Origin of the sequence: Sulfurimonas sp., from assembly GCF_041563495.1 — a bacterium.
Lineage (GTDB): Bacteria > Campylobacterota > Campylobacteria > Campylobacterales > Sulfurimonadaceae > Sulfurimonas.
Genome location: NZ_JBFFMZ010000002.1, coordinates 265,722 through 290,773 on the forward strand (window position 1 = coordinate 265,722; position 25,052 = coordinate 290,773).

General features: G+C 36.5%; 26 protein-coding genes. 4 read left to right on the forward strand and 22 right to left on the reverse strand.

Annotated features, from left to right (window positions below; translation table 11 throughout):
• The first annotated feature begins 237 nt into the window (after window positions 1-237).
• Window positions 238-2,568 carry a diguanylate cyclase gene (locus ABYK18_RS03255; protein WP_373035190.1) on the forward strand — a complete coding sequence of 777 codons (2,331 nt, stop codon included), beginning with the start codon at window positions 238-240 and terminating at the stop codon, window positions 2,566-2,568.
• Here ABYK18_RS03255 and maf read toward each other — a convergent pair.
• The 6 genes from maf to ABYK18_RS03285 are packed head-to-tail and all read right to left on the reverse strand — an operon-like array spanning window position 2,565 to window position 8,585.
• Window positions 2,565-3,110 (reverse strand): septum formation inhibitor Maf, encoded by a 546-nt coding sequence (gene maf, locus ABYK18_RS03260; RefSeq protein ID WP_373035192.1) that lies wholly within the window; start codon window positions 3,108-3,110, stop codon window positions 2,565-2,567. The two genes, ABYK18_RS03255 and maf, sit on opposite strands and share 4 nt — an antisense overlap.
• Before the next feature lie 15 nt (window positions 3,111-3,125).
• A complete protein-coding gene (locus ABYK18_RS03265; protein WP_373035193.1) occupies window positions 3,126-3,605 on the reverse strand; it encodes a PAS domain-containing protein in 480 nt (159 codons plus the stop codon).
• A gap of 35 nt (window positions 3,606-3,640) precedes the next feature.
• Entirely contained in the window at window positions 3,641-4,123 is a 483-nt protein-coding gene (locus ABYK18_RS03270) for a hypothetical protein (protein ID WP_373035194.1), read from the reverse strand.
• Window positions 4,123-6,672 (reverse strand): alanine--tRNA ligase, encoded by a 2,550-nt coding sequence (gene alaS / locus ABYK18_RS03275; protein WP_373035195.1) that lies wholly within the window; start codon window positions 6,670-6,672, stop codon window positions 4,123-4,125. Before alaS ends, ABYK18_RS03270 begins: the two co-directional genes overlap by 1 nt.
• A gap of 57 nt (window positions 6,673-6,729) precedes the next feature.
• Window positions 6,730-7,170: a DUF523 domain-containing protein gene (locus ABYK18_RS03280; RefSeq protein ID WP_373035196.1), complete on the reverse strand. Its 441-nt coding sequence runs from the start codon at window positions 7,168-7,170 to the stop codon at window positions 6,730-6,732.
• Window positions 7,170-8,585: an aldehyde dehydrogenase family protein gene (locus tag ABYK18_RS03285; RefSeq protein WP_373035197.1), complete on the reverse strand. Its 1,416-nt coding sequence runs from the start codon at window positions 8,583-8,585 to the stop codon at window positions 7,170-7,172. Before ABYK18_RS03285 ends, ABYK18_RS03280 begins: the two co-directional genes overlap by 1 nt.
• A gap of 65 nt (window positions 8,586-8,650) precedes the next feature.
• On the opposite strand from ABYK18_RS03285, the gene ABYK18_RS03290 reads away from it, so the two are divergent.
• Together ABYK18_RS03290 and ABYK18_RS03295 are read left to right on the forward strand one after the other, a co-directional pair.
• Window positions 8,651-9,043 carry a thioredoxin family protein gene (locus tag ABYK18_RS03290; protein WP_373035198.1) on the forward strand — a complete coding sequence of 131 codons (393 nt, stop codon included), beginning with the start codon at window positions 8,651-8,653 and terminating at the stop codon, window positions 9,041-9,043.
• Between the two features lie 55 nt (window positions 9,044-9,098).
• Window positions 9,099-9,848 (forward strand): DUF3108 domain-containing protein, encoded by a 750-nt coding sequence (locus ABYK18_RS03295; protein ID WP_373035199.1) that lies wholly within the window; start codon window positions 9,099-9,101, stop codon window positions 9,846-9,848.
• A 2-nt stretch (window positions 9,849-9,850) separates the two neighbouring features.
• Here the strand turns inward: ABYK18_RS03295 and ABYK18_RS03300 are convergent, their stop codons facing one another.
• The 11 genes from ABYK18_RS03300 to ABYK18_RS03350 form a co-directional block, all read right to left on the reverse strand.
• Window positions 9,851-10,180 (reverse strand): YraN family protein, encoded by a 330-nt coding sequence (locus ABYK18_RS03300; RefSeq protein WP_373035200.1) that lies wholly within the window; start codon window positions 10,178-10,180, stop codon window positions 9,851-9,853.
• On the reverse strand, window positions 10,181-12,250 hold the full coding sequence (locus ABYK18_RS03305) for a molybdopterin oxidoreductase family protein (protein WP_373035201.1): 2,070 nt from the start codon (window positions 12,248-12,250) through the stop codon (window positions 10,181-10,183).
• Window positions 12,251-12,258: 8 nt separating this feature from the next.
• On the reverse strand, window positions 12,259-13,518 hold the full coding sequence (locus tag ABYK18_RS03310) for a homoserine dehydrogenase (protein WP_373035202.1): 1,260 nt from the start codon (window positions 13,516-13,518) through the stop codon (window positions 12,259-12,261).
• A 1-nt stretch (window position 13,519) separates the two neighbouring features.
• On the reverse strand, window positions 13,520-14,740 hold the full coding sequence (locus ABYK18_RS03315; RefSeq protein ID WP_373035204.1) for an LL-diaminopimelate aminotransferase: 1,221 nt from the start codon (window positions 14,738-14,740) through the stop codon (window positions 13,520-13,522).
• A 70-nt stretch (window positions 14,741-14,810) separates the two neighbouring features.
• Entirely contained in the window at window positions 14,811-15,647 is an 837-nt protein-coding gene (locus ABYK18_RS03320; RefSeq protein ID WP_373035205.1) for a hypothetical protein, read from the reverse strand.
• Window positions 15,641-16,417, reverse strand: coding sequence for a hypothetical protein (locus tag ABYK18_RS03325; RefSeq protein WP_373035206.1), 777 nt, complete (start codon window positions 16,415-16,417; stop codon window positions 15,641-15,643). Before ABYK18_RS03325 ends, ABYK18_RS03320 begins: the two co-directional genes overlap by 7 nt.
• Entirely contained in the window at window positions 16,414-17,094 is a 681-nt protein-coding gene (gene rlmB, locus ABYK18_RS03330) for a 23S rRNA (guanosine(2251)-2'-O)-methyltransferase RlmB (protein WP_373035207.1), read from the reverse strand. The genes ABYK18_RS03325 and rlmB overlap by 4 nt, the downstream gene beginning before the upstream one ends.
• Window positions 17,095-17,142: 48 nt before the next feature.
• On the reverse strand, window positions 17,143-17,961 hold the full coding sequence (gene rsmI / locus ABYK18_RS03335; protein ID WP_373035208.1) for a 16S rRNA (cytidine(1402)-2'-O)-methyltransferase: 819 nt from the start codon (window positions 17,959-17,961) through the stop codon (window positions 17,143-17,145).
• Window positions 17,962-17,975: 14 nt separating this feature from the next.
• Window positions 17,976-18,176 carry a 50S ribosomal protein L31 gene (gene rpmE / locus ABYK18_RS03340; RefSeq protein WP_373035209.1) on the reverse strand — a complete coding sequence of 67 codons (201 nt, stop codon included), beginning with the start codon at window positions 18,174-18,176 and terminating at the stop codon, window positions 17,976-17,978.
• Between the two features lie 111 nt (window positions 18,177-18,287).
• A complete protein-coding gene (locus ABYK18_RS03345) occupies window positions 18,288-18,965 on the reverse strand; it encodes a 16S rRNA (uracil(1498)-N(3))-methyltransferase (protein ID WP_373035211.1) in 678 nt (225 codons plus the stop codon).
• Window positions 18,956-19,363, reverse strand: a complete 408-nt coding sequence (locus ABYK18_RS03350) for a hypothetical protein (protein ID WP_373035212.1) — start codon at window positions 19,361-19,363, stop codon at window positions 18,956-18,958. The genes ABYK18_RS03345 and ABYK18_RS03350 overlap by 10 nt, the downstream gene beginning before the upstream one ends.
• Before the next feature lie 38 nt (window positions 19,364-19,401).
• Between ABYK18_RS03350 and glp the strand changes: the two genes are divergently transcribed.
• Window positions 19,402-20,622 (forward strand): gephyrin-like molybdotransferase Glp, encoded by a 1,221-nt coding sequence (gene glp / locus ABYK18_RS03355; RefSeq protein ID WP_373035214.1) that lies wholly within the window; start codon window positions 19,402-19,404, stop codon window positions 20,620-20,622.
• A 9-nt stretch (window positions 20,623-20,631) separates the two neighbouring features.
• Here the strand turns inward: glp and ABYK18_RS03360 are convergent, their stop codons facing one another.
• The 5 genes from ABYK18_RS03360 to ABYK18_RS03380 form a co-directional block, all read right to left on the reverse strand.
• Window positions 20,632-21,213: a 6-pyruvoyl tetrahydropterin synthase family protein gene (locus tag ABYK18_RS03360; protein WP_373035215.1), complete on the reverse strand. Its 582-nt coding sequence runs from the start codon at window positions 21,211-21,213 to the stop codon at window positions 20,632-20,634.
• Between the two features lie 4 nt (window positions 21,214-21,217).
• Entirely contained in the window at window positions 21,218-21,979 is a 762-nt protein-coding gene (locus ABYK18_RS03365; RefSeq protein WP_373035216.1) for a 7-carboxy-7-deazaguanine synthase QueE, read from the reverse strand.
• A gap of 3 nt (window positions 21,980-21,982) precedes the next feature.
• Entirely contained in the window at window positions 21,983-22,948 is a 966-nt protein-coding gene (moaA, locus tag ABYK18_RS03370) for a GTP 3',8-cyclase MoaA (RefSeq protein ID WP_373035217.1), read from the reverse strand.
• A 4-nt stretch (window positions 22,949-22,952) separates the two neighbouring features.
• Window positions 22,953-23,636, reverse strand: a complete 684-nt coding sequence (locus ABYK18_RS03375; RefSeq protein WP_373035218.1) for a hypothetical protein — start codon at window positions 23,634-23,636, stop codon at window positions 22,953-22,955.
• Window positions 23,637-23,779: 143 nt separating this feature from the next.
• A complete protein-coding gene (locus ABYK18_RS03380) occupies window positions 23,780-25,048 on the reverse strand; it encodes a hypothetical protein (protein ID WP_373035219.1) in 1,269 nt (422 codons plus the stop codon).
• Window positions 25,049-25,052: the final 4 nt, after the last annotated feature.

The following is a 25,052-nucleotide window of genomic DNA, read 5'->3' on the forward strand; positions in this document are numbered from 1 at the left end:
GGCATATAAGAGTATTAAAAAAATTGCTAATACAGGAATATATAGTTTATAATGTTTTAAAATGCCGACTCCTTCTTACTATTATTTTATCACTAAATAGGTTTATACTATATAAAATTTCAAGAGGGTATTTTTCATAACCTTATTGTGTGCTGTGAATTTTATAACAGTAACAAAGTTTACCGACTTATCAACACTTTTGTAGTACAATTGACTAATTTCAATCTTAGGTAGTCTATGAAAATATTTTTTATTTTATTTTTTATAGTATCGGCATCTCTGTTTGCTAAGGAAAAAGTCGTCTTACAGCTGAAGTGGTTACACCAATTTCAGTTTGCCGGTTATTATGCGGCAAAAGAAAAAGGTTTTTACAGTGAGCTTGGTCTTGATGTTGAAATACGCCAAAGAGACAGAAGTAAAAATAATATAGAACAAGTCATAAGTGGCGAAGCCGAGTATGGTGTGTCTGACTCTGTTTTACTTCTGTATAGTGCTAAAAATGAACCTATTTCCATCATAGCACCTATTTTTCAGCATTCTCCCGGTGTTATATTGACTTTAAAAAGCAGTGGTATCAATTCTCCGTATAAACTAAACGATAAAAAGCTGATGTTTTACAAAAAAGATACTGACGGCTTCGGTATTCTTGCAATGTTTCAAAATATTGATGTGAAACCGACTCTTATAAGAAATAAAGCAAAAGAAGATTATACCTCGCTAATTAACCGTAAAGTAGATGCTTATGCAGCTTATCTTACTAATGAACCTTTTTATTTTCAAGAAAAAGGGGTAGACATAAATATAATAAATCCTGCGAACTACGGCTTAGATTTATATGGCGATATGTTATTTACCAATACAAAAGAAGCAAAAGAGCATCCCCAAAGAGTAGAAAACTTTAAACAAGCTACTATAAAAGGTTGGTATTATGCCTTAGAGCATAAGGAAGAGATGATTAAGATCATCAAAAAGAAATATGCAAAAAACAAGTCTATAGAGCACTTAAGATATGAAGCAAATGCTTTAGAAGAAATGATACAGCATAAGTCTATTCCAATCGGTACACTTGATAAAGGACGCATAAAGTACACACTTCAACTATACAAAAGACATGGTCTTATCAAAAATGAGATAGATGCAGACGAATATATTTTTGAACTATTTGATGCAAATAAAATTCAAAATAAAAAACTAAAAACAAATAAGATTTTAACGAACAAAGAAAGTGATTATTTAAAAAAGAAAAAAGTCATAAATATGTGTATCGATCCGAGTTGGATGCCTTTTGAGAAAAACGACAATGGCAAACACATCGGTATGAGTGCCGATTATATAGAGATATTGGAAAAAGAGATCGGTATTCCAATCAAGATGGTACCAACAAAGAGTTGGGGCGAATCTTTAAGACTCGGACAAGAGAGAAAGTGCGATATTTTTTCTCTTGTAATGCCTACTAAAGAGAGGTTAAAATACCTTGATTTTACAAAACCATATCTAAAAGTACCTCTAGTCATTGTTACAAATCTTGATGAGTTCTTCATAAATGACATCTCTGCCCTTGTAGATAAAAAAATCGGTATTGTCAAAGGATACGCTTATGGAGAGATACTTCAAGAAAAATATCCTGATATGAACCTAGTCAAAGTCAAAAATCTTAAAGACGGACTTCAAAAAGTCAGAGACAGAGAGTTATTCGGTTTCATCGGCACTTTGGCAACAACCGGGTATCACATTCAAAAAAACTACATCGGAGAACTAAAAATTGCAGGTAAATTTGATGAAAAATGGGAACTTGGAATAGGTACCAGAAATGATGAACCAATACTCAAAAATATATTTGACAAGGCAATAAAACAAATACCGTCGAAAAAACGACAAGAGATTTTAAATAAATGGATATCTGTAAACTATGATAGAGAAGTGGATTATAAACCAATATTACAATGGGCAGTGGGAATTTCTTTTATATTCATTGTTATTTTATTGCTTATACTAAGAATAAATAGAAAATTAAACCTTGAAATAAGAAGCCGTAAAGAGACAGAAAGAAAATTACAAGAAATATCCATTACAGATGAATTGACTACTCTTTACAACAGAAGATATTTTAATGAGATTTTTCCAAAACTTATCAACAGTGCAAAGCGCGAAAAAACCAATATTTGCTTTGCCATTATGGATATAGATTATTTCAAACTATACAATGACACCTATGGCCATATAAGCGGTGATATAGCACTTAAGAGCATCTCTTTATCTATAAAAAGTTCTCTATTAAGAGCAGATGATTACTGCTTTAGATTAGGCGGTGAAGAGTTTGGTATACTCTTTAAAGGTCTTGATAAAGAACAATCTACAGAATTTATTCAACGGGTCAAACAAGATATTGAAGACCTTAGAATCAAACATGAAAAAAATACTACAAGTAAGTATGTTACTGCTTCATTCGGCTTGGTTGTTAAAGAAGCCGAATCTGTAAAAGATGAAAACGAGTTGTACAAAGAAGCAGATGATCTGTTATATAAAGCTAAAGACAGCGGAAGAAATCAGATTTGTGTAAACGACTAAAGAAAGGCTTTTAAGACCTCTGTGTTTAATCCCATAGCGGTACTCTCAAAGCCTCTGACTTCTTTAATGTACGACTTACAAAAGCCTTCAACCATGCAGGCTCCGGCTTTCCCTCTCCACTCGCCGCTTTGAATATAATCTTCCAATTCATCCATATCAAACGCATCAAATATATAATCAGTTTGAGAAATATCTATGATTTTTTTACTTTTTGAGTGGTAAATCATGCAGGTGACTATTGAAGTGATATTTCCGCTTTGAGTCATCAAGATATTTCTGGCATCATCGGCACAGCTGGCTTTACGCAGAATTTGTCCCTGTGCAGTCACAACGGTATCTGCGACTAAAAGTGGATAATCCTCAAAACCAAACTCTTTCAAATTTACTTCGTATTTTCCAAGCGTAGCCTGATAAACAAAATTTTTAGGACTTGTTGCGATGATAGAGTCTTCATCAAAATCTTTGGCTTCTTGGATAAACTCTATGCCCGCTTCGCGAAGAAGCATTGCACGGGTAGAAGAATTAGAGGCCAGTCGTATCATATACAGGTAACTTTACTAATCTTCGAGACTTTGAGCCTCTGAGAGCTTATCATTTTTCACATATAAAACTACTCTTGTAGTCCCCTCTTCTTCACTTCTGAGTTTATCGTAAAGGTTTTGTACCTCTATCGCTTTTTCTCTTGAAATAGGTTCTCTTACTGATTTGTACTCTACCGGTTTTCCGTCTTTCATAACTGTACCGACTCTGGCATGCACCCAGTAAAATCCTCCGTCTTTACGGCGATTTTTCACATAACCGTTCCAGACTTCTCCTCTTTTGAGTGTCTCCCACAAATCTGTAAATACTGATTTTGGCATATCTGGATGTCTGATCATATTATGTGAGCGGCCTATAAGCTCGTCAGGTTCATATCCAGAGATTTCTGCAAATGTCTCATTTGCGTAAGTAATCTTGCCTGTAAAATCAGTACGAGAAACGATAAGTTCACCTTCGGGTACTTCCGTTTCATAAAACATATCAAATGACGTTTGCATAAGAACTCCTTTGTTATTATTTTAACAAGTTCATCTTAAAGATGCGAAGAGAAGTAAGTTCCTATAAAAATAGCACTGATCCCCAAGACAATATTAAGAGGAACCATAAACTTGCCAATAGGCTCAAGCTGACCTTTAGCACCTGCAAAATCGCCCTCAGCTAACATCACCTGAGCTCTGTTTCTTCTTTTCATCATAACTATAAGATTGATAAACATTACAGACCAGATACCCTCTTTAGCGTGTGAAAGAGCACTAAACTCACTTTGAGAGAGACTATAGCCCTTTATCATTACCACTGCAGTCAAAAGCAAAATAATAACAAACGGAAGTACAATGGTAAAAAGTCTCTTAAGAGCATGAGCTATCCTCTCAAGTCTTTTTGCAGGAGATTCTATCTCCATAAATGACGCATGAGCGGCATAACGCATAGCAATCATCCCGCCAACCCAGACAACTGCCGAGATAACGTGAAAAAATACTATAAATGTTTTGTACTCTGTAAAGAATTCTTGCATTACGAAAGAACCTCTGTAATGAAAGCAAGAGCTTCGACCTTTGCCTCAGGCAGTTTAGTTTTGTCTTTTCCGCCTGCTTGCGCGAAGTCCGGACGACCGCCGCCACCGCCGCCTAAAATAGGAGCGATTTTTTTAATCCAGTCACCTGCTTTTGCATCTGCATCTTTTACACCAGCAGCAATAAGGACTTTATCGCCTTTTACTTGAAAAAGCATTGCACAGAGTTTTTCGTTTTGGTTTTTAAGCTCATCGATTTTTTCTTTGATATCGCCTGATACCAGCTCTTCAACGACAACAGCAACACCGTTTATCTCATTAACAGTAATCTCTACTTTTGAACTCTCTTGAGCCTCTTTTAGTTCTGTTTTAAGGTCCGATATATTTGATTTTAGTCTTGAAATACCTGCTAAAACATCTAGGTTTTTAACTTCGGCTTCTACCTCTTTTACCAAGCTTCTTTGCTCACAAAAGTATCTGTATGCCGCATTTCCGCAGACTGCTTCTATTCTTCTTACGCCGGCACTTACACCGCTCTCTTTAGTGATGATAAATGAGCCTATGTTTGCCGTATTTTCTACGTGAACACCGCCGCAAAACTCTACAGATGCGTTCGCAAAACTTACAACTCTGACTTCATCGCCGTACTTCTCGCCAAACTGAGCTTTAGCTCCGCTGTTCTTAGCATCTTCGATACCCATGACTTCTGTTTTTGCAGCTATGCCTCTCATAACGTCATTGTTCACTCTTGTCTCTATCTCAGTAATCTCTGCACTGCTTAGAGCCTTTGGATGTGAAAAGTCAAATCTTAATCTATCAGCTTCGACAAGTGAACCCGCCTGAGAAATATGATCTCCTAAAACATCATATAAAATCGCATGTAAAAGGTGCGTTGCAGAGTGATGTTTGGTTATCTCGTTCCTTGAGATATCAACTTTTCCTTCAACGACATCTCCTACTTTTAGAGTTGATGTCACAGTGATTTGTGAAAGGTTTAAATCAAAGAATTTTCTAGTATCTTCTACTTTTGCAAAACCATCTAACTCTCCCTTATCTCCGCACTGTCCACCGCTCTCAGCATAAAAAGGAGTGATATCTAAAAGTACCCAACCAGTTGTGCCTGCATCTAAAGTCTGCACACTTTTAAAGTTCTCATCTAGAAGAGCCTGAACCTCTCCGGAGTGTTCCGTAAACTCGTAACCTACAAAAGTGTTTTGACCGAATTTTTCCAACAGTTCTTTAAAATCACCGTGAGTATCCGCATCGCCACTGCCTTTCCAAGCAGCTTTTGCACGAGTTCTTTGCTCTAGCATCAACTCATCAAACTTGTCAGCATCTAGTTTTAGGTTATGGCTTTTTAACATATCTTCAGTCAAATCCAGTGGAAAACCGAAAGTATCGTAGAGTTTAAATGCGACCTCTCCGCTAAAGACTTCTTTTGTATTTTTCAACTCTTCTTCAAAAAGAGCGATTCCAGACTCGATAGTCTTGAAAAATCTAGCCTCTTCAAGTTCTATCTGCTCTTTTACTGCGTTTGCTCTTTCTTTTAAATACTCATACTCACCGCCCATAATCTCTACAACAGTATCTACAAGTTTGTACATGAAAGCTTCTCTAAAACCAAGAAGGTAACCGTGTCTTACAGCACGGCGAAGAATACGGCGAAGTACATAACCGCGACCTTCGTTTGAGAAGTTTATACCTTGAGCCAAAAGAAAAAGTGCAGTTCTGATGTGATCTGCAATTACACGATAAGATGCACCGCTCTCATAAACATACTCTTTGCCGATAAGTTTTTCAACTTCATTGATTATCGGCATGAACAAAGATGAACCGTAGTTGCTAAGAGCACCTTCTTTTATGGCAACAACACGTTCTAGTCCCATACCTGTGTCTATAGATGGTTTTGGAAGAGGTGTCATCTCTCCCTTAGCATTTTTTTCATACTGCATGAAAACAAGATTCCAGATCTCTAAAAATCTGTCACCCTCACCGCCAAGGTAATCTTCTTCACCGCCGAAGTTCTCTGCACCTTGGTCATAAAAGATTTCACTACATGGTCCGCACGGTCCTGTATCACCCATCTGCCAGAAGTTATCAGCATCTCCAAGACGAAGGATTCTATCTTTAGTCACATGTTTTTGCCAAAGAAGTTCCGCTTCATCATCACTATCATGAACCGTAACCCAAAGCTTATCGACAGGCAGTTTTAATACTTGAGTTATAAACTCCCAAGCATAATCAATGGCTTCTTCTTTGAAATAATCACCAAAGCTGAAGTTACCCAGCATCTCAAAGAAAGTATGGTGTCTTGCCGTGTGTCCGACATTCTCTAAATCGTTATGTTTTCCGCCGGCTCTCAAACAAGTTTGACATGATGTTGCACGAGGGTTTGCAGGTCTTGGAATCTCACCTGTAAATATCGACTTAAAAGGCACCATTCCGGCGTTGTTGAAAAGAAGTGAAGCATCATCTGGCACTAATGGCGCAGAGGCGATTCTCTCATGGTTTTTTGACTCAAAAAATTTTAAGTACTCTTCTCTAATATCCATCTATTATTCTCTTTTATAAAATTACGCGATTATATCTAAAAATGGGGATAAAACGAGTTAAAGATAAGAGTTTTCATCCTCTATTTTAGTGTTTGTGTAATTTTTTTGGAATATTTCAGCAGCAATTCCGTTTGAGTAATTTAAAATCTCTCTTTGTTCATTTAAAATCGGTGTTGTTTTAAATCCGCAACTAGGACTCTTGGATTTTAAAATTATCTTATCTGCTTGGGGGTTATTTTTAATAAATGAGTTTATCTCATCTTCTAATAATTTGGTGACATCCTCGTTTGTCTCATCAGTTACAATTTTGTTTTTGCCATCTATATTAAGCACGGATATCCTCTGTCTGGGCGTGCCAAAAATAGGTGCCTCAGGACAAAAAGGAATTATTTCATAATCTTTAAAAGCCTTTATAACCCCGTCAACTTTTTTCATCTTGGCGTCATAACGACAAATTTCACCGAGCAAACAAGCTGAAACAATAACTTTTTTACGCATCAGCAGATAGTAACACTCTTGATTTCAGTCATCTCTTCAATTGCAAATTTAGGACCTTCTCTCCCCACTCCACTCAATTTGACACCGCCGTAAGGCTGGATATCAAATCTTAGCGTAGGTATATCGTTTATAACTATACCTCCTGCTTCTAGTTCTGAGATAGCACGCTGGGTAATCTTCAAATCATTTGTAAATACAGAAAACTGAAGACCGTAAGGCGAATTGTTCATGCGTGGGATTGCATCATTAAAACTCTCAACTTTTACAAGAGAGACTATCGGAGCAAAGACCTCTTCACAGACTATAGCCATGTCGTCAGTAACATCAGCCATCACGCAAGGTCTGAACATTCTTCCATCACGTTCAATCGGTAACAGAGGTCTTGCACCTTCAGTCACTGCGCTCTCAACCCAGCGCTGTGCACGGGATGCCGCTTCATCATCAATCAAAGGACCTAAAAAAGTATCCTCATCATACGGTGAACCGACAACAAGTTTTTTGCTTTCCTCTGCCATTTTAGCTGCAAAATCATCATAAATAGCAGCATTTACATAGATACGCTGAAGCGAGATGCAGACTTGACCTGAGTTTACAAAAGCGCCAAATGCGCAACGTGCAGCTGCCAAATCCAAATCTGCACTTGCATCTATGTATGTCGCAGCATTTCCGCCAAGCTCTAGTGAGACTTTTTTAATTCCTGCATTTTTTGTTATGATATTTCCAACAGGAACCGAACCCGTAAAGCTTATGACTCTTGGTATATCACTTGTAATCAGAGCGCTTCCAACCTCAGCATCTCCATAGACGACACTAAGTGCATCTTTAATGGCATACTCACTATCTATAAAAAGTTTTGCAAACTTGTAAGCAGTCAAAGGTGCTTCAGGAGTAGGCTTTAAGACTACTGTATTACCTGCGACAAGAGCAGGTGCAAGCTTATGCGCCACAAGATTTAGCGGAAAGTTAAAAGGAGTGATAGCTACAACAACACCTGCAGGCTCACGCATAAAAAATGCAGTTGTTTTTTTACCGCTATCCATCGCATCTGTGTTAATAGTCTCTCCGTGCATTGTACGCATGGTCTCGGCAGATAATGAAACCGTCTCTATACATCTATCAACTTCTATGCGGGCAAAAGAGATGGGTTTTCCTACTTCGTCTGTGATTGTTTGGGCTATATCTTCTTTGTTCTCTTTTAACTTGGCACATACATCCAAAAGCCAGTTGCATCTTTGAGAGAGTGTTGAATTTTTTGCTTCTTTTGATGCAAGTCGTGCAATTTCAAGTGCTTTTTTTGCATCTTCTTCGCTGCAGACTGGAGCACGTGACACAATATCACCGCTGTAAGGGCTTTGTCTCTCACTTAAGTTATTACCCGCCTGCTCCGTTGAGCCAAAAAAAATCTTTGCATCCATTAAAAAATCTCCATATAATCTTGAGAAATTATATCATTTTAAATATTATCTTGTAGAATACCGCTATGAAAATTTTTATATTAACTATCATTTTACTTTCTTCTCTTTACAGCTATGAACTTAACTGGCTGCATAATTACGATGAGGCTCTCAAGGCAGCCAAAAAAGAGCACAAAGATGTCTACTTGTTTGTAGGTGCCGATGAATGCAGGTTTTGCGACAGATTTAAAAAACTAACTCTCTCAAAACCTGAAGTCATAGATAAACTGCAAAAGAAATATATACTTTTATATCTCTCCCGAGATCAGCATAAAATACCAAAAAAGTTCGCCATCAAAGGTGTTCCAAGACACTATTTTTTAACCCCTGATGGAAAGATTTATCACGATGACAGAGGAAGCAGAGAACCGGCCGGTTTTTTTGATATACTTGATGAAGCTGAGTTAAAAAAAGAGTAATCTCATTTAATTCACACAATATTTTGTTACCCTACCATCATAGGGGAGGTAGTATATGAAAAAGTTTATAATATTAATAATAATATCCTTGACTCTAAGTGCAGGTACCATGAAAATGGATTATGTCGGGGAGTTATCTTTATTTGGAAAAATTGCAGATGCTAAAGTTGTGTATTATAATGACGGCGAGAAGTATAGCATTAAGATTACTGCCAGCGGGTCTGGTATAGTCGGCAAGCTGACCAACAATAAGCAGTATGTGTTAGAGAGTGTCGGGTTGGTGAAAGACGGTATGCTTATTCCTCAAAAGTATATCAATGCTGAGTATGGTAAAGATTTCAAAAAAATAAAGACTTATACGATTGATTATGATGCTAAAAAGACACGGGTCGATGAGTATAAAAAAGAGAAAGTCGAAGTGTCTGAGTTGGATATTATTCATATGAGGTATGACGTCAGTTATAAGGATGTTGAGACTAAAAAAGAAGAAGTGCTGGATGCTATCTATGAAGATGATATGATTAGTATGTTTTTTAACAAGAAAAACAATCTTCTTGCTATGAAAAAAGACGAAACTAAACGTATGAGTGCGCTTGGCAGTGAGGATACGCAGGAAGGTGTTATAGTAAAGCACATAAAACACGAGGATGAAAAGTCTGTGTTTAGTGTGACGGTTGAAAAAGACTATCTAAGCGGTGGCTCAAGGGATGCTACTTTTATTTTAGATGATGATAACATCCTGTGTGAAACTAAGATTGAGGGTATACTCTTTTTCGGAGATGCAAAAGTTAGAAGGGTTAAATAAAGTTATATTGTTATATTTTCTACGAACTCTACATCTTGTGGAGTAACTAGTATGGCGTCGTACATAAAATTTACGTGAAGTGAGTTTTTCTTCATGTAAATATCGCCTGTTCGTGTAAGTCGTAGTATCTTTTTTGGTGTTATGTTTTGTATTGCAGACTCATAATCGAGTCCGCTCTTTACTTCAACAAAGTGAAGAACTTCGTCTTTTGCGGCGATGATGTCTATCTCGCCGAAGCGGGTGTAGAAGTTCCGCTCTACAATCATAAATCCGTTTTCATCAAGAAACCTGCAAGCTCTGTCTTCAGCTAGGTTTCCTTTTGCTCTAGACATTTAGCAGTTTATTACTTCCACTTTTATGGATTTAAAAGCGGCAGTTAAAATCAACTCATCACACTTATCTCCAAAGAGAGCATTTATCTTAGACCCTGAGTGATGGAATGTTACAAAGAGTGTTTTTGGCTGTACCTTGTCGGTTAGTTTGATTGTAAGCGGTGTTGTTTGTCCAAACTCGCTTTTAAGGATTACTCTCTCGCTTGTAAAGTCTTGAGCATCACCTTCGTAAACAAGCAGAACATCTTCGTCGTATCTTTTGTTGAGAGATTCGCTTCTTTTAGTTTGAGCAGCATTATTGTATTGTGCAAGAGTTCTACCAGTCGTTAAGTGATAACCTGTTAAAGATTTGTTTGTTATCTCTTCTATCATACCTCGAAGCTTGTACTGATGATAGTGAAACTCGCCTAAGCCGTCTTCTGTTCTGAAGTCAAGCTGATGAAGGATTGGAGTATCTTCAGTGTGTACAGGCCACTGAAGTCCACGCTTGCGATGACGCTCAAGTCTGATATATGAAGCTCCGCTAAAACGGCGATATGCCACTTCTCTTACTTCATCCCAAACTTCATTTGAATCTTTATAGTTGTAATTTCCGCCCATTTTATTGTCTAGCATCTGCAGAACTTCCCAGTCATCAGGCAGGTCAGATTTTACAAGCGGCTGAGATAGATGCAGACGACGCATTGCATTTACATATACACCGGTTTTTTCATATGCAGATTTTACACCTATGACTATATCTGCTTTTTTTGCGATATCAGTCATAAAAAGTTCTTGAACCATTATAAGTTCTAACTCTCCTATCGCCTTATCTACTTTGTTTAGATTTGGATGTATATGAGTTAAGTCTTCACCTATATTGATAACGGCTTTTATGTTGCCGCGAAGCATCTCATCAACAAGCTGAGGAGTCATCAAACCTACTTCTTTAGGCTCTTGATAGTCAGGGTCATAGTATGGGAGCATTCCCATGTCACAAGTTCCCTGAACATTGTTCTGTCCGCGAAGAGGCATAAGTCCTGCACCGCTCTTTCCGATATTTCCAGTCATAAGAGCTAGATGCGTGATTGCCATAACAGCATATGAGCCGTCTAGATGCTCGGTGATTCCAAGTCCCCAGAAGATCATAGATTTTTTAAGCGCATATTCACGAGCAACTTTTCTAATCGTTTTAGAGAGGTACTCATAACCCTCTATCTCATTGAAATAATCCGGATTTGCATACGGGTCATTTAAAATCTTATCTTTAAACTCTGCAAAACCTTTTGTTCTCTCGTGCACAAAATCATCACTGTAAAGCTCTTCATCTATGACTACGTATGCAAGCATGTTTAAGACAAGAAGATTTGCTTCATGAGGGATAATTGCTTTGTATTTTGAAAATCTGTGCAGTTTTATCTCACGGACATCAAATACTGCAAGATTATCATGTTCACGCGCAACATCAACAATACGATTTGAGATAATAGGATGAGCTTCGGTTGTGTTTGAACCGATTACAATCATAAACTCACAGTTATAGATATCGTTATAAGGATTGGTCGCAGCACCTTCACCGATAGTTGTTCTCATGCCTTTTAGACTTGGAGAGTGGCAGACTCTGGCACAGTTATCGACATGAGGAGAGTTTAAAGTGTGACGGGTAAATTTTTGAAAAATATATGAGCTTTCACATGATGTTCTGGCTCCACCGATTGAACAAACAGATTTACGGCCGTATTTCTCTTGTATATCTTTTAGTTTCAGAGTTGTAGCAGTAGTAGCGGCATCTAAATCACACTCATACCACTCATCATCAAGATCTTTAAGTTTTGAACCTATTACATTTTTGATAGCCGGATTTTTTTCTAAGAAACTTTTTTTGATTCTAGGTATTCTTATTCTATCCTCAGCATCAACAAAATCAAAACCGTATTTGCCTTTAATGCACAGCTTACCTTGTGAAACCACACCATCGGGATGAGCAAATATCTTTACAATTTTATTCTCTTTAGTATCAACATTGGCAGCTATATCACAGCCAACCCCGCAATAAGTACATACACTATCTATTGTTTCAATGTTTTCCATATCAATCCTTATACTATCCTAATCATTACAGGCGTAAAGTTTACAAACTCCAATGCTGATATCTCTTTTATCATGCTTTGTATGTCTTTTTCCAATGCTATATGTGTAGAGATTAAAAGATTTGCAGAGTTCGCAGATGCAGGACGCTGAAGCATTGTCTCCACCGAAATATTGTTCTCTTCAAATACTTTAGTGATTTTGGCAAGAACACCTGCACGGTCGGATACATTGATGCGAAGATAATATTTAGAATTGATATCTTCAGTTGCTTTTAGAGTCAGTTTACCTTCTAAAGGCTTATCAAACCCAAGCATTGGTGCAGATTTTCCGCTTCTGGCAATATCTATGATGTTAGCAACAACAGCACTCGCAGTTGCATCTCCACCTGCTCCAGGACCATAGTAAAGCGTTTCACCCACTTTATCTCCTACAACAGAGATTCCGTTCATCACGCCGTCTATTTTTGCAATCATCTCATCTTTAGAAATCAGACAAGCATGAACTCTAAGTTCTACTTCATTACCGTCTTTTTTAGCGATTCCCAAAAGTTTGATGGCATAACCGAACTCTTTTGCAAAAGCAATATCATCCTGAGATACATTTTCAATGCCCTCTATTAAAATATCTTCAGGTTTTGCATCTATGCCGTAAGCGATAGATGCCAGAATAAGAAGTTTATGAGCTGCATCATATCCACCTACATCAAAGCTAGGATCAGCTTCTGCATAACCTAAATCTTGAGCTTCTTTTAGTATTGCATCATATGCAACACCGTCCTCTGTCATTTTTGTCATCATGTAGTTACAAGTGCCGTTCATGATTCCCATGATAGATTCTATATGATTTGCCGAAAGACCGTCTCTAAGAGCGTTAATTATCGGTATCCCGCCTGCAACACTTGCTTCATATTCAAATGCGATATCTTTAGCCATTTCTTGAAGCTCATAACGGTGATATGCTAAAAGTGCTTTGTTTGCCGTAACGACCGCCTTGCCGCTTTTAAGTGCACGTTGAACAACTTCAAACGGCTCTTCTACACCGCCCATAAGCTCTACGACTATGTCAATCTCATCATCATTTAAAATATCATCAACATTATCACTCAGGATTATATCCAGACCTCTATCTTTGTTTAGATTCTTGACAACTCCGCTTTTAACTATTATATCAACACCGGCACGCGCAGAAATAACATCAGCATTTTCTTTTAAGATCTGAGCTACACTTGTTCCTACAGTTCCTACACCGATTATTCCTACTTTTATCATACTATTTTTTTTCCTCTTGAAACTGTTTTAAAAACTCTTTTATATTTCGTGCGGCTTGACGGATTCTATTATCATTTTCAATAAGTGCTATACGAACATAGTTTTCACCATAAGCACCGAACCCTATACCAGGAGCCACTGCAACACCTGCCTCTGTTAAGAGTCTTTTTGAAAATTCCAAAGAACCAAGGTGTGCACAACACTCAGGTAGTTTTGCCCAAACAAACATACTTGCCTGATTTTTTCTTATATGCCATCCGGCTCTGTCAAACGCTTCTAGTAAAACGTCTTGACGATGCTCATATTTATCTGTAATATCCCGTACACACTGCTGATCTCCGTTTAATGCTACAGTTGCTGCAACTTGGATTGGTGTGAACATTCCGTAATCCAGCCAAGATTTTATCTTTTGCAGAGCACCTATCAGTTTTTTGTTTCCAACAAAGAAGCCGACACGCCAGCCCGCCATGTTATAAGATTTAGAGAGTGTAAAACTCTCCACTGCTACATCTTTTGCACCAGGAACACTCATAATTGACGGTGTTTTATAATCACCAAAAGTTATATCACCATATGCAATATCTGAAATAATATAAAATCTTTTCTCTTTTGCCATCGCAACTAACCTGACGTAAAAATCAGGAGTAACAGTCGCTGTAGTCGGATTGTGAGGAAAATTCACCAAAACATATTTTGGTTTTGGTGAACTCTCTTTAAATACTTTGTCTAAATCATCAAAAAATTTATCTTCATTGAGCCTATAATCTTCATCAAATTCTATACCGAATTTAACAACATTACCGCCTGCTAAAATAAAAGAGTACTCATGAATAGGGTAAGTAGGATCTGGAACAACTGCCACATCGCCTGGATTGGTAACTGCGTAAGTAAGATGTGCGTAACCCTCTTTAGAACCCATTGTAGCTACACATTCTGTCATAGGGTCTAAGTCACAATCATATCTTCTTTTGTACCAATCAGATATTGCCATAAGAAGTTTAGGGATACCTTTTGAAGTAGAATAACCATGTGTTTTAGTTTTTTGGGCTGACTCAATAAGTTTTTCTCTTATGTGCTCCGGAGTATCTCCATCCGGATTACCCATAGAAAAATCAATAACATCCGCGCCTGCTCTGCGCTCTGCCATTTTAAGGTCATTTACCTCAGCAAAAACATACTTAGGGAGTCTCTCAACTCTATTAAATCTTATCTCATCAAACATCAAATATTCCTGGTTAAATTATTGATGGTATTTTAGCGAAAAATATTTAGAATTGAGTAATATAAATTATCTATCTTGCGCCAATCGGAGTTAAGACTAAGTCATCACGGATATTTTTTAGAGTATAAATATCTGAAATCTTTATGTAGTGTGTGTTATCTTTTAAATTAAGCAGTATATTCCTTCTTCTGCTGTCTTTTTTCAAAACTCTTAAAAGATGCAAAGAGTTGTCATAAAAAGCTATATACGGATACCAGCTATTTCTTGAGGATGATGTAATCCTAAGCTTTTTTATTTGAGAAACATTTATCCATTTGGCATATAACGATCTCTTTAATTTGACTTCCATACCATCCTCAAGAGTCTCAACATTTAACTTTCCGTTTCGCATATCAACTATATATGTCCAGTCTGTTGAAGTATTTCTATGTATATCTACAATACTGCAACCGCTTTTACCAAGTTCTTGTTGAAGAATAAGCGGATCGGTAGCATATTCTGAAGTTAAATTAATAGTCCATGTAAACTCTGAGTTATTGAGATTTGATTCCTCTGTTACATATCTGTAGTAACCTATATTTCTAAGAGTATCGCCCATGATTTTTACAAAAAACAGAGGTGAACCGCTTGTTTTGAAATGCAAAGTCAACTCGCTGGGTTTTTTGAAAAAAAGATTTAACAGTCCATTATCTTTAAGTGTTTGAATAACTTTGACAACATTAACTCTTTCATCTGTATAATAATCTGACGCAGGAGAAAAAATAATCTTTATGTATGCACTGTTTTGCTTATAAACCTGCGGTTCTATAAGAGTTTTGATTTTTTGTGTTAGAAGATCAGGCTCTTTAACTTCATCTGCAACACAAATGAAAAAAGATAGCAAAACGGCAAAAAAGAGTTTTACCATTTATTGCCTCTGTTTAATTCTTTAAACTCTGAAAAACTTATCTTTGATATTTTAGAATCTTTGTAAAGAAGTCTTATGTTTAGTTTGTCTTTAAATTCTGTCACTTCTCCGTTTATTTCCACTTTTACATAACCGTGTCCAAGTGTCAATATCCAATCTTTATTCGGATCTATCTCCAACTCACCGGTAAAAAGTTTTTGATATTTTTCATAAGTTGAAAGGTCTATATAGCCTATCCATAATTCTGATGATGGAATAATTTTAAAAGATTTTACAACTTTTACAGGTTCAGGTTTAGGTTCTATGATTAACGGTGTTGTGACATTCTTATCTTCTATGGTAGCATTATGAGACATGCTGTCTTTAGCATTGTTAATTGCGCTGTTATCAATAGTATGAGGTTTTACCTGACTCGAAGTTCCAGGTGCAAAATCCAGTGTATATAATACAGCAACAGCAAATATAAGTATTACGACTGCTATATAAATAATCGTATAATTTTTTTTCTTTTTTGGAGAGACAAAAACTTTTGTATCTTGTTCATCTTCAATGCTTGGAACATTAAAAAACTCTTGTACTTTTGCTTTTAAATCACTTAAGTCAACGCTATATTCTCTCTCAAGAATTGAGATAAAACCTAACAACTGAATCTTGGTCATACCATCAAAAGTCTCATGAAGAACAGCTTGTACATGTTGTCTTGCTATATGAGTCTGCTCATGTATTTTTTGAGCACCAATACTTCTTAACTTACTAAGTCCATCACTCATATTCTCATCCTGTCCATCAAAATAGCTCCAGCCACACTAACATTTAAAGAATCAAATTCATGTGACATCTTAATACTAACAACTTCATCCAGTTTTGAAGTGATACGAGAAGTCAAACCCTCTCCCTCACTGCCTAAAACCAAAGCCCTCTTTTGTTTTAACTTAACATCTCTAATATCAGTTCCACCCATGTCAGCACCGTAGATGCAAAAGCCGGATGTCTTTAAATCATTTATAACGTTATGTATATTATGCTCTAATGCAAAAGGCATATCAAACAGAGCACCGGTACTTGTTCTCATAACCGGTTCAAGGTTTAAGTTATTAATCCCGCATGCCACAATTGCCTCAACACCCATTGCGTAAGCTGTTCTAACAATTGCACCGATATTTCCAACATCAGTTAATCCTGAAAGGATTAAAACAAAATCTTTATCTAAAAATGAGTTAAATGGATGAAGTTCATAGTCATCTACTTCAGCTAAAATACCCTGATGATTGGCATTTTTACACATCTTACCTGCAGCATCTGCAGGGATACGCTTGACTTCAAAATTCATCTTCATTAATCGAGAATACTCTTTTTTTTCAAGCTCTTTTGCAAGGTACAGAGTTTTGATTTTATTTGGATAATTTTTTATTATATATTGAACTGGTTGCTTAGCATAAATTAACATGAAGACATTTTAGCAAAAAAAAGTGATAATAGAGTTAGTTTATTATTTTTATTGCAGTTTTAAGAGTCTTTGGTAACAAGATTTTGTATTTTCACCCGTTATTTTGGAGATAAGTTTTGCTTGTACTTTTTTTGGGATGTCAAGATCTAAAATGTCATTTTGAGAAATTGCACTATCATTATGTGACTCGCCTGCTTCGATAACAACAACCCACTCTCCACGAAAATTGTCATTTATCATGCCTAATATTTCTTCTGCGGTTCCTTGAAAATAATTTTGATATTTTTTAGTTAATTCTTTTGCTAAAAATATTTTTCTGTTACTCTCTTCTTCTTTGATTTCTAGTAAAAGTTTTTCCAGTCTATGCGGTGATTCATAAAGAACCGTGGTATATCCGCTATAAAGAGCACCTTGAAGAGAAGCGGCTCTATCTTTGCCTTTGTGCGGTAAAAATCCCCAAAACAGCATCTTTGTCTCAACAAATCCACTTGCCACAAAAGCAGTCAAAAGAGCATTTGCACCAGGAAGCACATCGTACTCTATATTATTTTCTTGTGCATACTTTATAAGCACTTGTCCAGGGTCACTGATACCAGGCATTCCGGCATCTGATGCATAGACAACATTTTGTTCAAAAAAAGACGGCTCTAATTTTTCAATAAAATGTTTCTCATTATGTGAATGAAGAGATATGAAATTCTGCTCTTGCTTAAAAACAGTGTTGTATCGCTCTTTTAAAATATGTATGAGTTTTTTTGTAACGCGAGTATCTTCGCATAGTAGAGTATCGGCGTTACTTAGAGCTTCGATAGCTCTAAGCGATATATCGCCTATGTTTCCAATCGGAGTTGGAACAAAAGTCAGCAAGAAAAAATTCTTGCCTAGTTCTTAGCGTAACGCTTGTTGAATTTCTCAATTCTACCAGCAGTATCTACCATTCTCTCAGAACCTGTAAAGAATGGGTGACACTCATTACAGATATCAATACGCATAGCGTCTGTTTGGCTTTTTGTTTCAAAGCTGTTACCACATGCACAAGTTACAGTACAAGTTACTAAGTTAGGGTGAAGATCTTTTTTCATTTTTTGCCTTTTGATACTCGTTAATGTGCGAATATCTATATATTTTTTAAATCCGTATGGGTGCGGATTTTTGGAAATGCAATTATATCCAAACTTATCTTAAGTTACAAATCATAATAAAATTTTAGAAGCTACCGCCATTACGGCACTTTCAGAACGAAGCACCATCGGGATATCGAGCCTGAAGTTTTCTTTTTGTGCTAAAAGTTCTTTCTCATCTTTTGAAAAACCGCCTTCGCAACCAATGAGAACTCTCTCAAAATCAGCATCTGAGGTTAAAACATTGTCGCAAAAATCAAAGACTTTCACATCATCATAATCTTTTATAAACTCTTTAATGCTTTTGTATGTATCAAACTCCATATATGAAGTTCTTCCACATTGCTGCATCGAAGCTTCCAAAATTCTCTCAAATCTTTTAAAATCCAACTTGATATTTCTTTGACTTCTATCACAATAGATAAAAGATATTTTAGAGACCCCTATCTCATTTAGCGAGGGTAATACTTTCTCTATTGATTTCACATCGATTACACACCATGCAATATGAAGTGATTTTTTACTCTTGGTTATTTCTTCTTTTGATGATATCAGCTCAAGTTCTATAGACCTTGATTCCACCTCTGCCACTTTATAAGTGTAGAGTATCTCGATATTGTCTCTATTTCTAAAAGAGATTTCATCTCCGAGAGTATGACGGCGAACTTTTACAAGATACTTGTGAAGCTCTCCTTTGATGCTAAGCTTTTCTTTTGAAGCATCATCATGAAGTATATATATCAAATCCACATCCAAGTCGATATAGCAAGAACCATTAAAATCTCTATTTTAAATATATTATATGCGTATACTCTATAAAGAGTTAATGCATCTTCTCTTTTTTTATCCAAATACTGTAATGTTTTTGATCTTTTATTCTCTAAAACAATCAACGCTATTGCAAACGCGATCATCACAATATTTTCTATAGTGAAGTCCAGATGCTTAGATGCCATCATTACAACACCGCTAAACACAACAGCACCGATTATTGTCATACCTATAGGCATAAACAGACTCACTGCCCTTACATATTTTTTAATATCTGTAGCTTTTACCAACATCAAAATATTGATAAAAATCGTTCCCAAAATTCCAATAACACCATAGTTATGTGTTACAATACTCATATCATACATTTCATTCATAGTGAAATTCTACTATAATTTTTTAACAAGAGGCATAAATGGCAGTTACAATTCTTCAAGCACTGGAACTTATCTACAAAAACACTTCAAAAAAATCATTGAAAATCCTACCTATTGAACAAGCTCTCGGTTTAATATTAGCCGAGGATATTACAGCTACACACAATCTTCCACCATATGACAACTCTGCCATGGACGGTTATGCCGTAAAAGTTGCAGATGCAATTAAGTGTGTAAAAGTAACTCATACTATCTTTGCAGGAGACAATTCACACGAAGTTCTTGAAGCAGGATACGGTATAAAAATCATGACCGGAGCTAAGATTCCTGAAGGCTGTGAGTGTATAGTTCCTGTTGAAGATACGACTGAGTGTGAGGGTGGCGTAACACTGCCAGATGATTTAGCAGCTGGCAGACATATACGTCTTTGCGGTGAAGATATCAAAAAAGGTGAAGTTCTTTTAAAAAGCGGTCAGAAACTACAAGCTCATCAAATAACACTTCTTGCGTCTCAAGGCATCAGCCACATAAAAGTGTATAAAAAACCTAAAATCGCACTCTTTGCATCCGGCAGCGAACTCAAGATGCACTTTGAAAGTGTTGAAGATGCATATCAACTCTACAACACAAATACTCCTACACTTCTCTCACGCGCACAGGAACTCGGATGCGAAGTCGACTTCATAGGAACGGCTCAAGACACTTTAGAAGATTTAAAAGCTCATGTAAAAAGTGCTTTAGACAGTGACCTTATTATTACTTCCGGTGGCGTAAGTGTTGGAGATGCAGACTTCACAAAAGAAGCATTTGGAGCATTTGATATGCAGACTTATTTTGACAAGGTGGAGATAAAACCTGGCAAGCCTACAACCTTTGGAAGAATCAATAATACTTTGGTTCTAAACCTTCCGGGCAATCCGATGGCAGCAGCACTGAATTTTGAACTATTCGGGCAAAGTATCATTTTAGCTTTAAGCGGCATCAATGAAAAATATATCAATCCCATCGAAGCAAAAATGAAAAATGACTACAAACTAAGAAAGGGTCGTATTACATTGATTCCGGGTAGTTTTGACGGCAGTAGTTTTGAGCCTTGTAAGAAATTTGCGCCTGGTATGGTATCACCGCTTGCATCTTCAAACTCTTATATTATGGTAGATGAAGGTGTTGAGTTTATTGCATCAGGAGAAACACTCAAAGTCTTTCCTATAAGATTTTGCTTTAGCTCAAAAGAGCAAATGCGTTTAGTGAGCCCTTAGGGGAAGTTCCTAAACGCTTGTCGGATTTGTAAAATTATCACCTCTTTTTACTTTTTCCCACAAATCACTGTCTATCCAACTGTTTTTAACTTCATCCGAAAATATTATTGAGTCCAACTCTATATATCCCATATCTTTTGAGTATGCATCATAATTAAAAGCTTGTGCATATCCCGTCTCGGTTTCATGGACTATGACACTGTGAAGCTTTACTTCTTTTTCACCGTTCATACCGTTTGTAAGCTGAAGAAGTCTGTCAATCATAACAAAGATGACACGAGAAAATTGCTCGCAAGAGGGTGATACTGGAAGCTCTACCCATCTCTGTGAGTGTTTTTTCATACTGTCTATATATTCCCAGTCATCACCGCTCCAGATAGCCACACCGTGATCAAAACTCTCAACCAAAGCTTTCATATTCTGTTTCATCAGACCAAAGTCATAAACCATTTGACCGTTATCTAAAAAGTTGGACTCAAAAAGAAGTTCTACTTTGTAAGAGTGTCCATGCAGAGAACTTCTGCACTTCACAGTAGAACAGCCGCGAACAATATGAGCATTTTCAAATTTAAAAAGTTTTCGTATAATCATAATTTTAAACTCCTTTGTTCTGATCCCAGATTCTTATATGAAGTCTATCAGAAAAATTATAACCTTTTGCTTTACAAAACTCTATAAGAGGTTCAGTATTAGCTTCTACTTCAGCTTTACTGCCACCAAGAGGCATACAGTAAACCTGAGTCTTTGGCGAATGCATTGTTATATTGAAGATTTCTTCATCAAGTCCCAAGTCTATTGAGTCTGCATCTATGGAAAACTTAAAAAAAACCTCTTTCGCATTTGAAGCAATTGAATAAATAACATCACCTTTTACTCTTTTGCTTTCGGGTTCTTTTGAGTTTGAAAGTTTAACAGACAAAGCAAAAACACACTCTTTATATATAGGATATTTCTCAAAGTCGATTGCAATTGAACCGTTTGTCTCAAAAGTAATCTTATGTCCATCTTCATGAAGTTTTTTTAAGAACCCTACAAAGATATCATCATTTGCATATATTAGAGGTTCTCCGCCGGTTAAGACTATATCTACAGGTTTTTGCGGAAGCTCATAGAGCTCCAAAACGTTAAAGAGTTCTTGAGTCTTTTGTATAGGGCTCCAGTTAAAAGAGAAGTGTTCCTTATTTACTGCATAAACAGTGTCGCATCCAAGAACTTTAGTTCCATCCGGAGCTGTCTCTTCGCAGGCAAATCCTTCACACTTCATATTACAGCCGCCAAAACGAAAGAACAGTGATGGGACACCAGTATATCTGCCTTCGCCCTGTATGCTATAGAAATGTTCTACAAGGTACAGCAATTATCAGCCACCTGTCTCATAAAAAGCACGAGAAGAGATCTCGCTGTCTTCTCCGCCCCATCTGTTCTTCTCAGGCTTAGTTCTAACAACTTCTCTAAGCACCTCTGCTGCAGCTTTAATATCACCCTCTTTAATAGCTTTAGATATACTCAGTGCTTCATCAAAGTACAGGCATGGGATGAGATTTCCTTCTGCCGTAAGTCTTATGCGATTACACTGCTTGCAAAAGTCATCTTCATAAGGTTCTATGATTCCGAATCTATAGCCGTCTTTCATCGTAAAATAGTGAGATGGAGAAGAACCGTCAAAGCCATCGTCACTGAACTCGTATTTAGAATTAAGAAGTTCTAAGAGCTCATTTGACTTCAAACCTTTTATCTCTTTCGCTGCAAAGGAATTTTCCATATACTCAATAAAGCGGATGCTCATATTACGTTCTTTACAGTACTCTAAAACATCAATAATCTCATCTGCATTTACAGTTTTCATAGGAACCATATTTACTTTGACTTTAAGTCCCACTTTCAGTGCTTCATCTACACCGTCAAGTACATTCTTTAAAACATCTTTTTGTGCTATTTGCTGTGCAACTTCGGGTTTGAGAGTGTCAATGCTTACGTTTATACGCTTTAGCCCTGCGTCTTTAAGTTTTTGTGCAGTACCTTTAAGCAGATATGCATTGGTAGTCATTGCAAGGTCTATGCTGGGTTTATAGTCATAAATCATTTTAATGAACTTATCCAAGTCTTCACGAAGCAGTGGTTCTCCGCCTGTAATACGGATCTTATTTACACCCTCATCCATAGCAATCTTCATAAACTCAAAAAGTTCTTCAAAACTAAGTAAGTTTTCTTTTGGAACCCATGAGAATGGTTTCTCCGGCATACAATATTGACACCTAAAGTTACAGCGCTCAGTCACTGAAACTCTAAGATAATCAACGACTCTATTGTAACTGTCTATAAGCATGTTCTTACTTGTTTAATATATTAGTTTTTAGAGCTTTAAACTCTTCATCACTAATAATACCTTTTTCTTTTAGTCCATACGCTTTCATAATCTCATCAGTCTTAGACATAGGCATTGCAGTAACAGGTGCTGAAACTTGAGGAACGGCTACAGGAGCTACAGTTTTAGGAGCGGCGGTAACTGATGATTTAACTTCCATAGATTCTGTCTCTTTAGGGTTTACAAACTCTGTTATGATGTTTTCTTGAGATTCTTCAGAAGATCCTGCGAGTCCAGTTTTAGCTATCTCTTTTAAGCCTATAGAATTTTCAACTTTAATAAAATTAAATATACTGCCATCTTGATTATCTACAATTTTAAGATAATAAATTTTGCCAGGTTTTAAATCTAAATTTAATACTTTTTCTTGAATTTGTTTTTTAGTTGCTGAGATAGTCATAGGCTGAGGCTTTAAATTAAAAACCATATACTCTTTATCTCTTATTCTTTCCATAACTGGTTTGTTATTAATACGAATATTGTATTGACTATAACCTGAGCTATCATCTGCACTAACTTTCATTTCAGCATATATATAAACTAACGACGCATTTTCAAGTGGTTCTTGTTCTTTAAATGATGTTCTGTTTCCACATGCTGCTACAAGCATCAGAATTATTGATAATAGAAAAATTTTTACAATTCTCATTAGTGTTCTCTCTCTTTTAAAATAAGAAAGATTATATCATAAAGTTTTTTGATTAGAATTAATTGTAGAAGAATTCCCGCGCAAAAAGCGCAGGAATAAAGTTTGTTTGCGACGTATCGTCTTTCTTTTAAGCTAAGTGCTTATTAGAAGTTGTAACGACCCCAAATACGAATTCTATCATCTTTCTCTGCACCAGCAGCAGCATTCATAGAACCACCAGCGTCAATTGTACGATTGATATAACCAGCGAAGTATTGAACACCACCAGCTTTAACTTTATAGATTACATCAAACTCATTGTAGTCTTTTTCAGAACCCATGATGTTTGATTTACCAGCAGCTGTACCAGCATACTGAGCTATAATAGTACCATAATCACCAGTGTTATATGCAGCTTTTACCATAAATGTGTTTGCATCTAGAGCAATTGCATTTTGATTATAAACCATTTGAGTATATAAAGGAGTTTTAATACCAGTACCGAAGTTTTTAACAGCTACATTAGATTTAGAATCTGAACCATCAACTGATGTATATGCTAAACCTACAGTTAAAGCATTAATAGGTGATAAGAAAACTTTTGCGCCAATTGCCATAGTATCATCAAAACCACTGTTATCTGTTGATATTTTACCACCTTGAAGACCTAATTTAAGACCCATTGGTAAATCTTTACCAGCTACTTTTACATCTCCCCATAGCGCAGTTGCACCAATACTACCAGCTACTTGAGCTACATCATAGTAAGAAGCAGTAATTGTAGTCATTGGAATTGATTTATTTTGTACCGTTAACATATACGCTGTACCATTAACAGTAGTTGATGTAGCATCATATGCAGCTGTTAAGTTACCTGTAGTCCCTAAAGACATGCCAGTTCCACCAGAAACATAAGCACCAACTAAAGTAGTATCTGGGATATCAGTGTTTACTGCTAAGATAGCATCAAAAGTATTTTTTAGTACATTCCAACCTTCTGAGAAAGCAAAAGGAGAAAGTGATTTAGGAAGTTCTTGACGACCTAATTTAACCGTTGTGTTTGCAACTTTTTTAGCAACAAATATTTGAGTCATTGCTAATTCATCAGTAGTACCAGCAGTAAGACCACCACCAGTTGATTGTTTTTCAGCATCAACTACATTTTTCTCTAAACCTGCAGTACCTAAGTAAGAAAGTTGAGAACCAAAAGTAAAGTTATTTTTAAGATCAGCTGCTAAATTTAACTGAACAGCAACATTTGCACTTGAATTTGTTTTATCAAATAAATCTGCATCACCCGTGCTGTCATTGCTTGCTGTTTCATAGTAAACAACTGCTTGACCAGTTGTTACGATATCTATACCCTTATCTGCAGCCATTGCTGATGTAACGATTAACGACGCTGCCGCTAAAGAAACTAAAGTTTTTTTCATTCTA

Bases quoted from the DNA above. Each gene is read 5' to 3' on its own strand.
- ABYK18_RS03255 (WP_373035190.1), top strand. From the start codon at position 238: ATGAAAATATTTTTTATTTTATTTTTTATAGTATCGGCATCTCTGTTT.
- maf (WP_373035192.1), bottom strand. From the start codon at position 3,110: ATGATACGACTGGCCTCTAATTCTTCTACCCGTGCAATGCTTCTTCGC.
- ABYK18_RS03265 (WP_373035193.1), bottom strand. From the start codon at position 3,605: ATGCAAACGTCATTTGATATGTTTTATGAAACGGAAGTACCCGAAGGT.
- ABYK18_RS03270 (WP_373035194.1), bottom strand. From the start codon at position 4,123: ATGCAAGAATTCTTTACAGAGTACAAAACATTTATAGTATTTTTTCAC.
- alaS (WP_373035195.1), bottom strand. From the start codon at position 6,672: ATGGATATTAGAGAAGAGTACTTAAAATTTTTTGAGTCAAAAAACCAT.
- ABYK18_RS03280 (WP_373035196.1), bottom strand. From the start codon at position 7,170: ATGCGTAAAAAAGTTATTGTTTCAGCTTGTTTGCTCGGTGAAATTTGT.
- ABYK18_RS03285 (WP_373035197.1), bottom strand. From the start codon at position 8,585: ATGGATGCAAAGATTTTTTTTGGCTCAACGGAGCAGGCGGGTAATAAC.
- ABYK18_RS03290 (WP_373035198.1), top strand. From the start codon at position 8,651: ATGAAAATTTTTATATTAACTATCATTTTACTTTCTTCTCTTTACAGC.
- ABYK18_RS03295 (WP_373035199.1), top strand. From the start codon at position 9,099: ATGAAAAAGTTTATAATATTAATAATAATATCCTTGACTCTAAGTGCA.
- ABYK18_RS03300 (WP_373035200.1), bottom strand. From the start codon at position 10,180: ATGTCTAGAGCAAAAGGAAACCTAGCTGAAGACAGAGCTTGCAGGTTT.
- ABYK18_RS03305 (WP_373035201.1), bottom strand. From the start codon at position 12,250: ATGGAAAACATTGAAACAATAGATAGTGTATGTACTTATTGCGGGGTT.
- ABYK18_RS03310 (WP_373035202.1), bottom strand. From the start codon at position 13,518: ATGATAAAAGTAGGAATAATCGGTGTAGGAACTGTAGGAACAAGTGTA.
- ABYK18_RS03315 (WP_373035204.1), bottom strand. From the start codon at position 14,740: ATGTTTGATGAGATAAGATTTAATAGAGTTGAGAGACTCCCTAAGTAT.
- ABYK18_RS03320 (WP_373035205.1), bottom strand. From the start codon at position 15,647: ATGGTAAAACTCTTTTTTGCCGTTTTGCTATCTTTTTTCATTTGTGTT.
- ABYK18_RS03325 (WP_373035206.1), bottom strand. From the start codon at position 16,417: ATGAGTGATGGACTTAGTAAGTTAAGAAGTATTGGTGCTCAAAAAATA.
- rlmB (WP_373035207.1), bottom strand. From the start codon at position 17,094: ATGTTAATTTATGCTAAGCAACCAGTTCAATATATAATAAAAAATTAT.
- rpmE (WP_373035209.1), bottom strand. From the start codon at position 18,176: ATGAAAAAAGATCTTCACCCTAACTTAGTAACTTGTACTGTAACTTGT.
- ABYK18_RS03350 (WP_373035212.1), bottom strand. From the start codon at position 19,363: ATGAATGAAATGTATGATATGAGTATTGTAACACATAACTATGGTGTT.
- glp (WP_373035214.1), top strand. From the start codon at position 19,402: ATGGCAGTTACAATTCTTCAAGCACTGGAACTTATCTACAAAAACACT.
- ABYK18_RS03360 (WP_373035215.1), bottom strand. From the start codon at position 21,213: ATGATTATACGAAAACTTTTTAAATTTGAAAATGCTCATATTGTTCGC.
- moaA (WP_373035217.1), bottom strand. From the start codon at position 22,948: ATGCTTATAGACAGTTACAATAGAGTCGTTGATTATCTTAGAGTTTCA.
- ABYK18_RS03375 (WP_373035218.1), bottom strand. From the start codon at position 23,636: ATGAGAATTGTAAAAATTTTTCTATTATCAATAATTCTGATGCTTGTA.
- ABYK18_RS03380 (WP_373035219.1), bottom strand. From the start codon at position 25,048: ATGAAAAAAACTTTAGTTTCTTTAGCGGCAGCGTCGTTAATCGTTACA.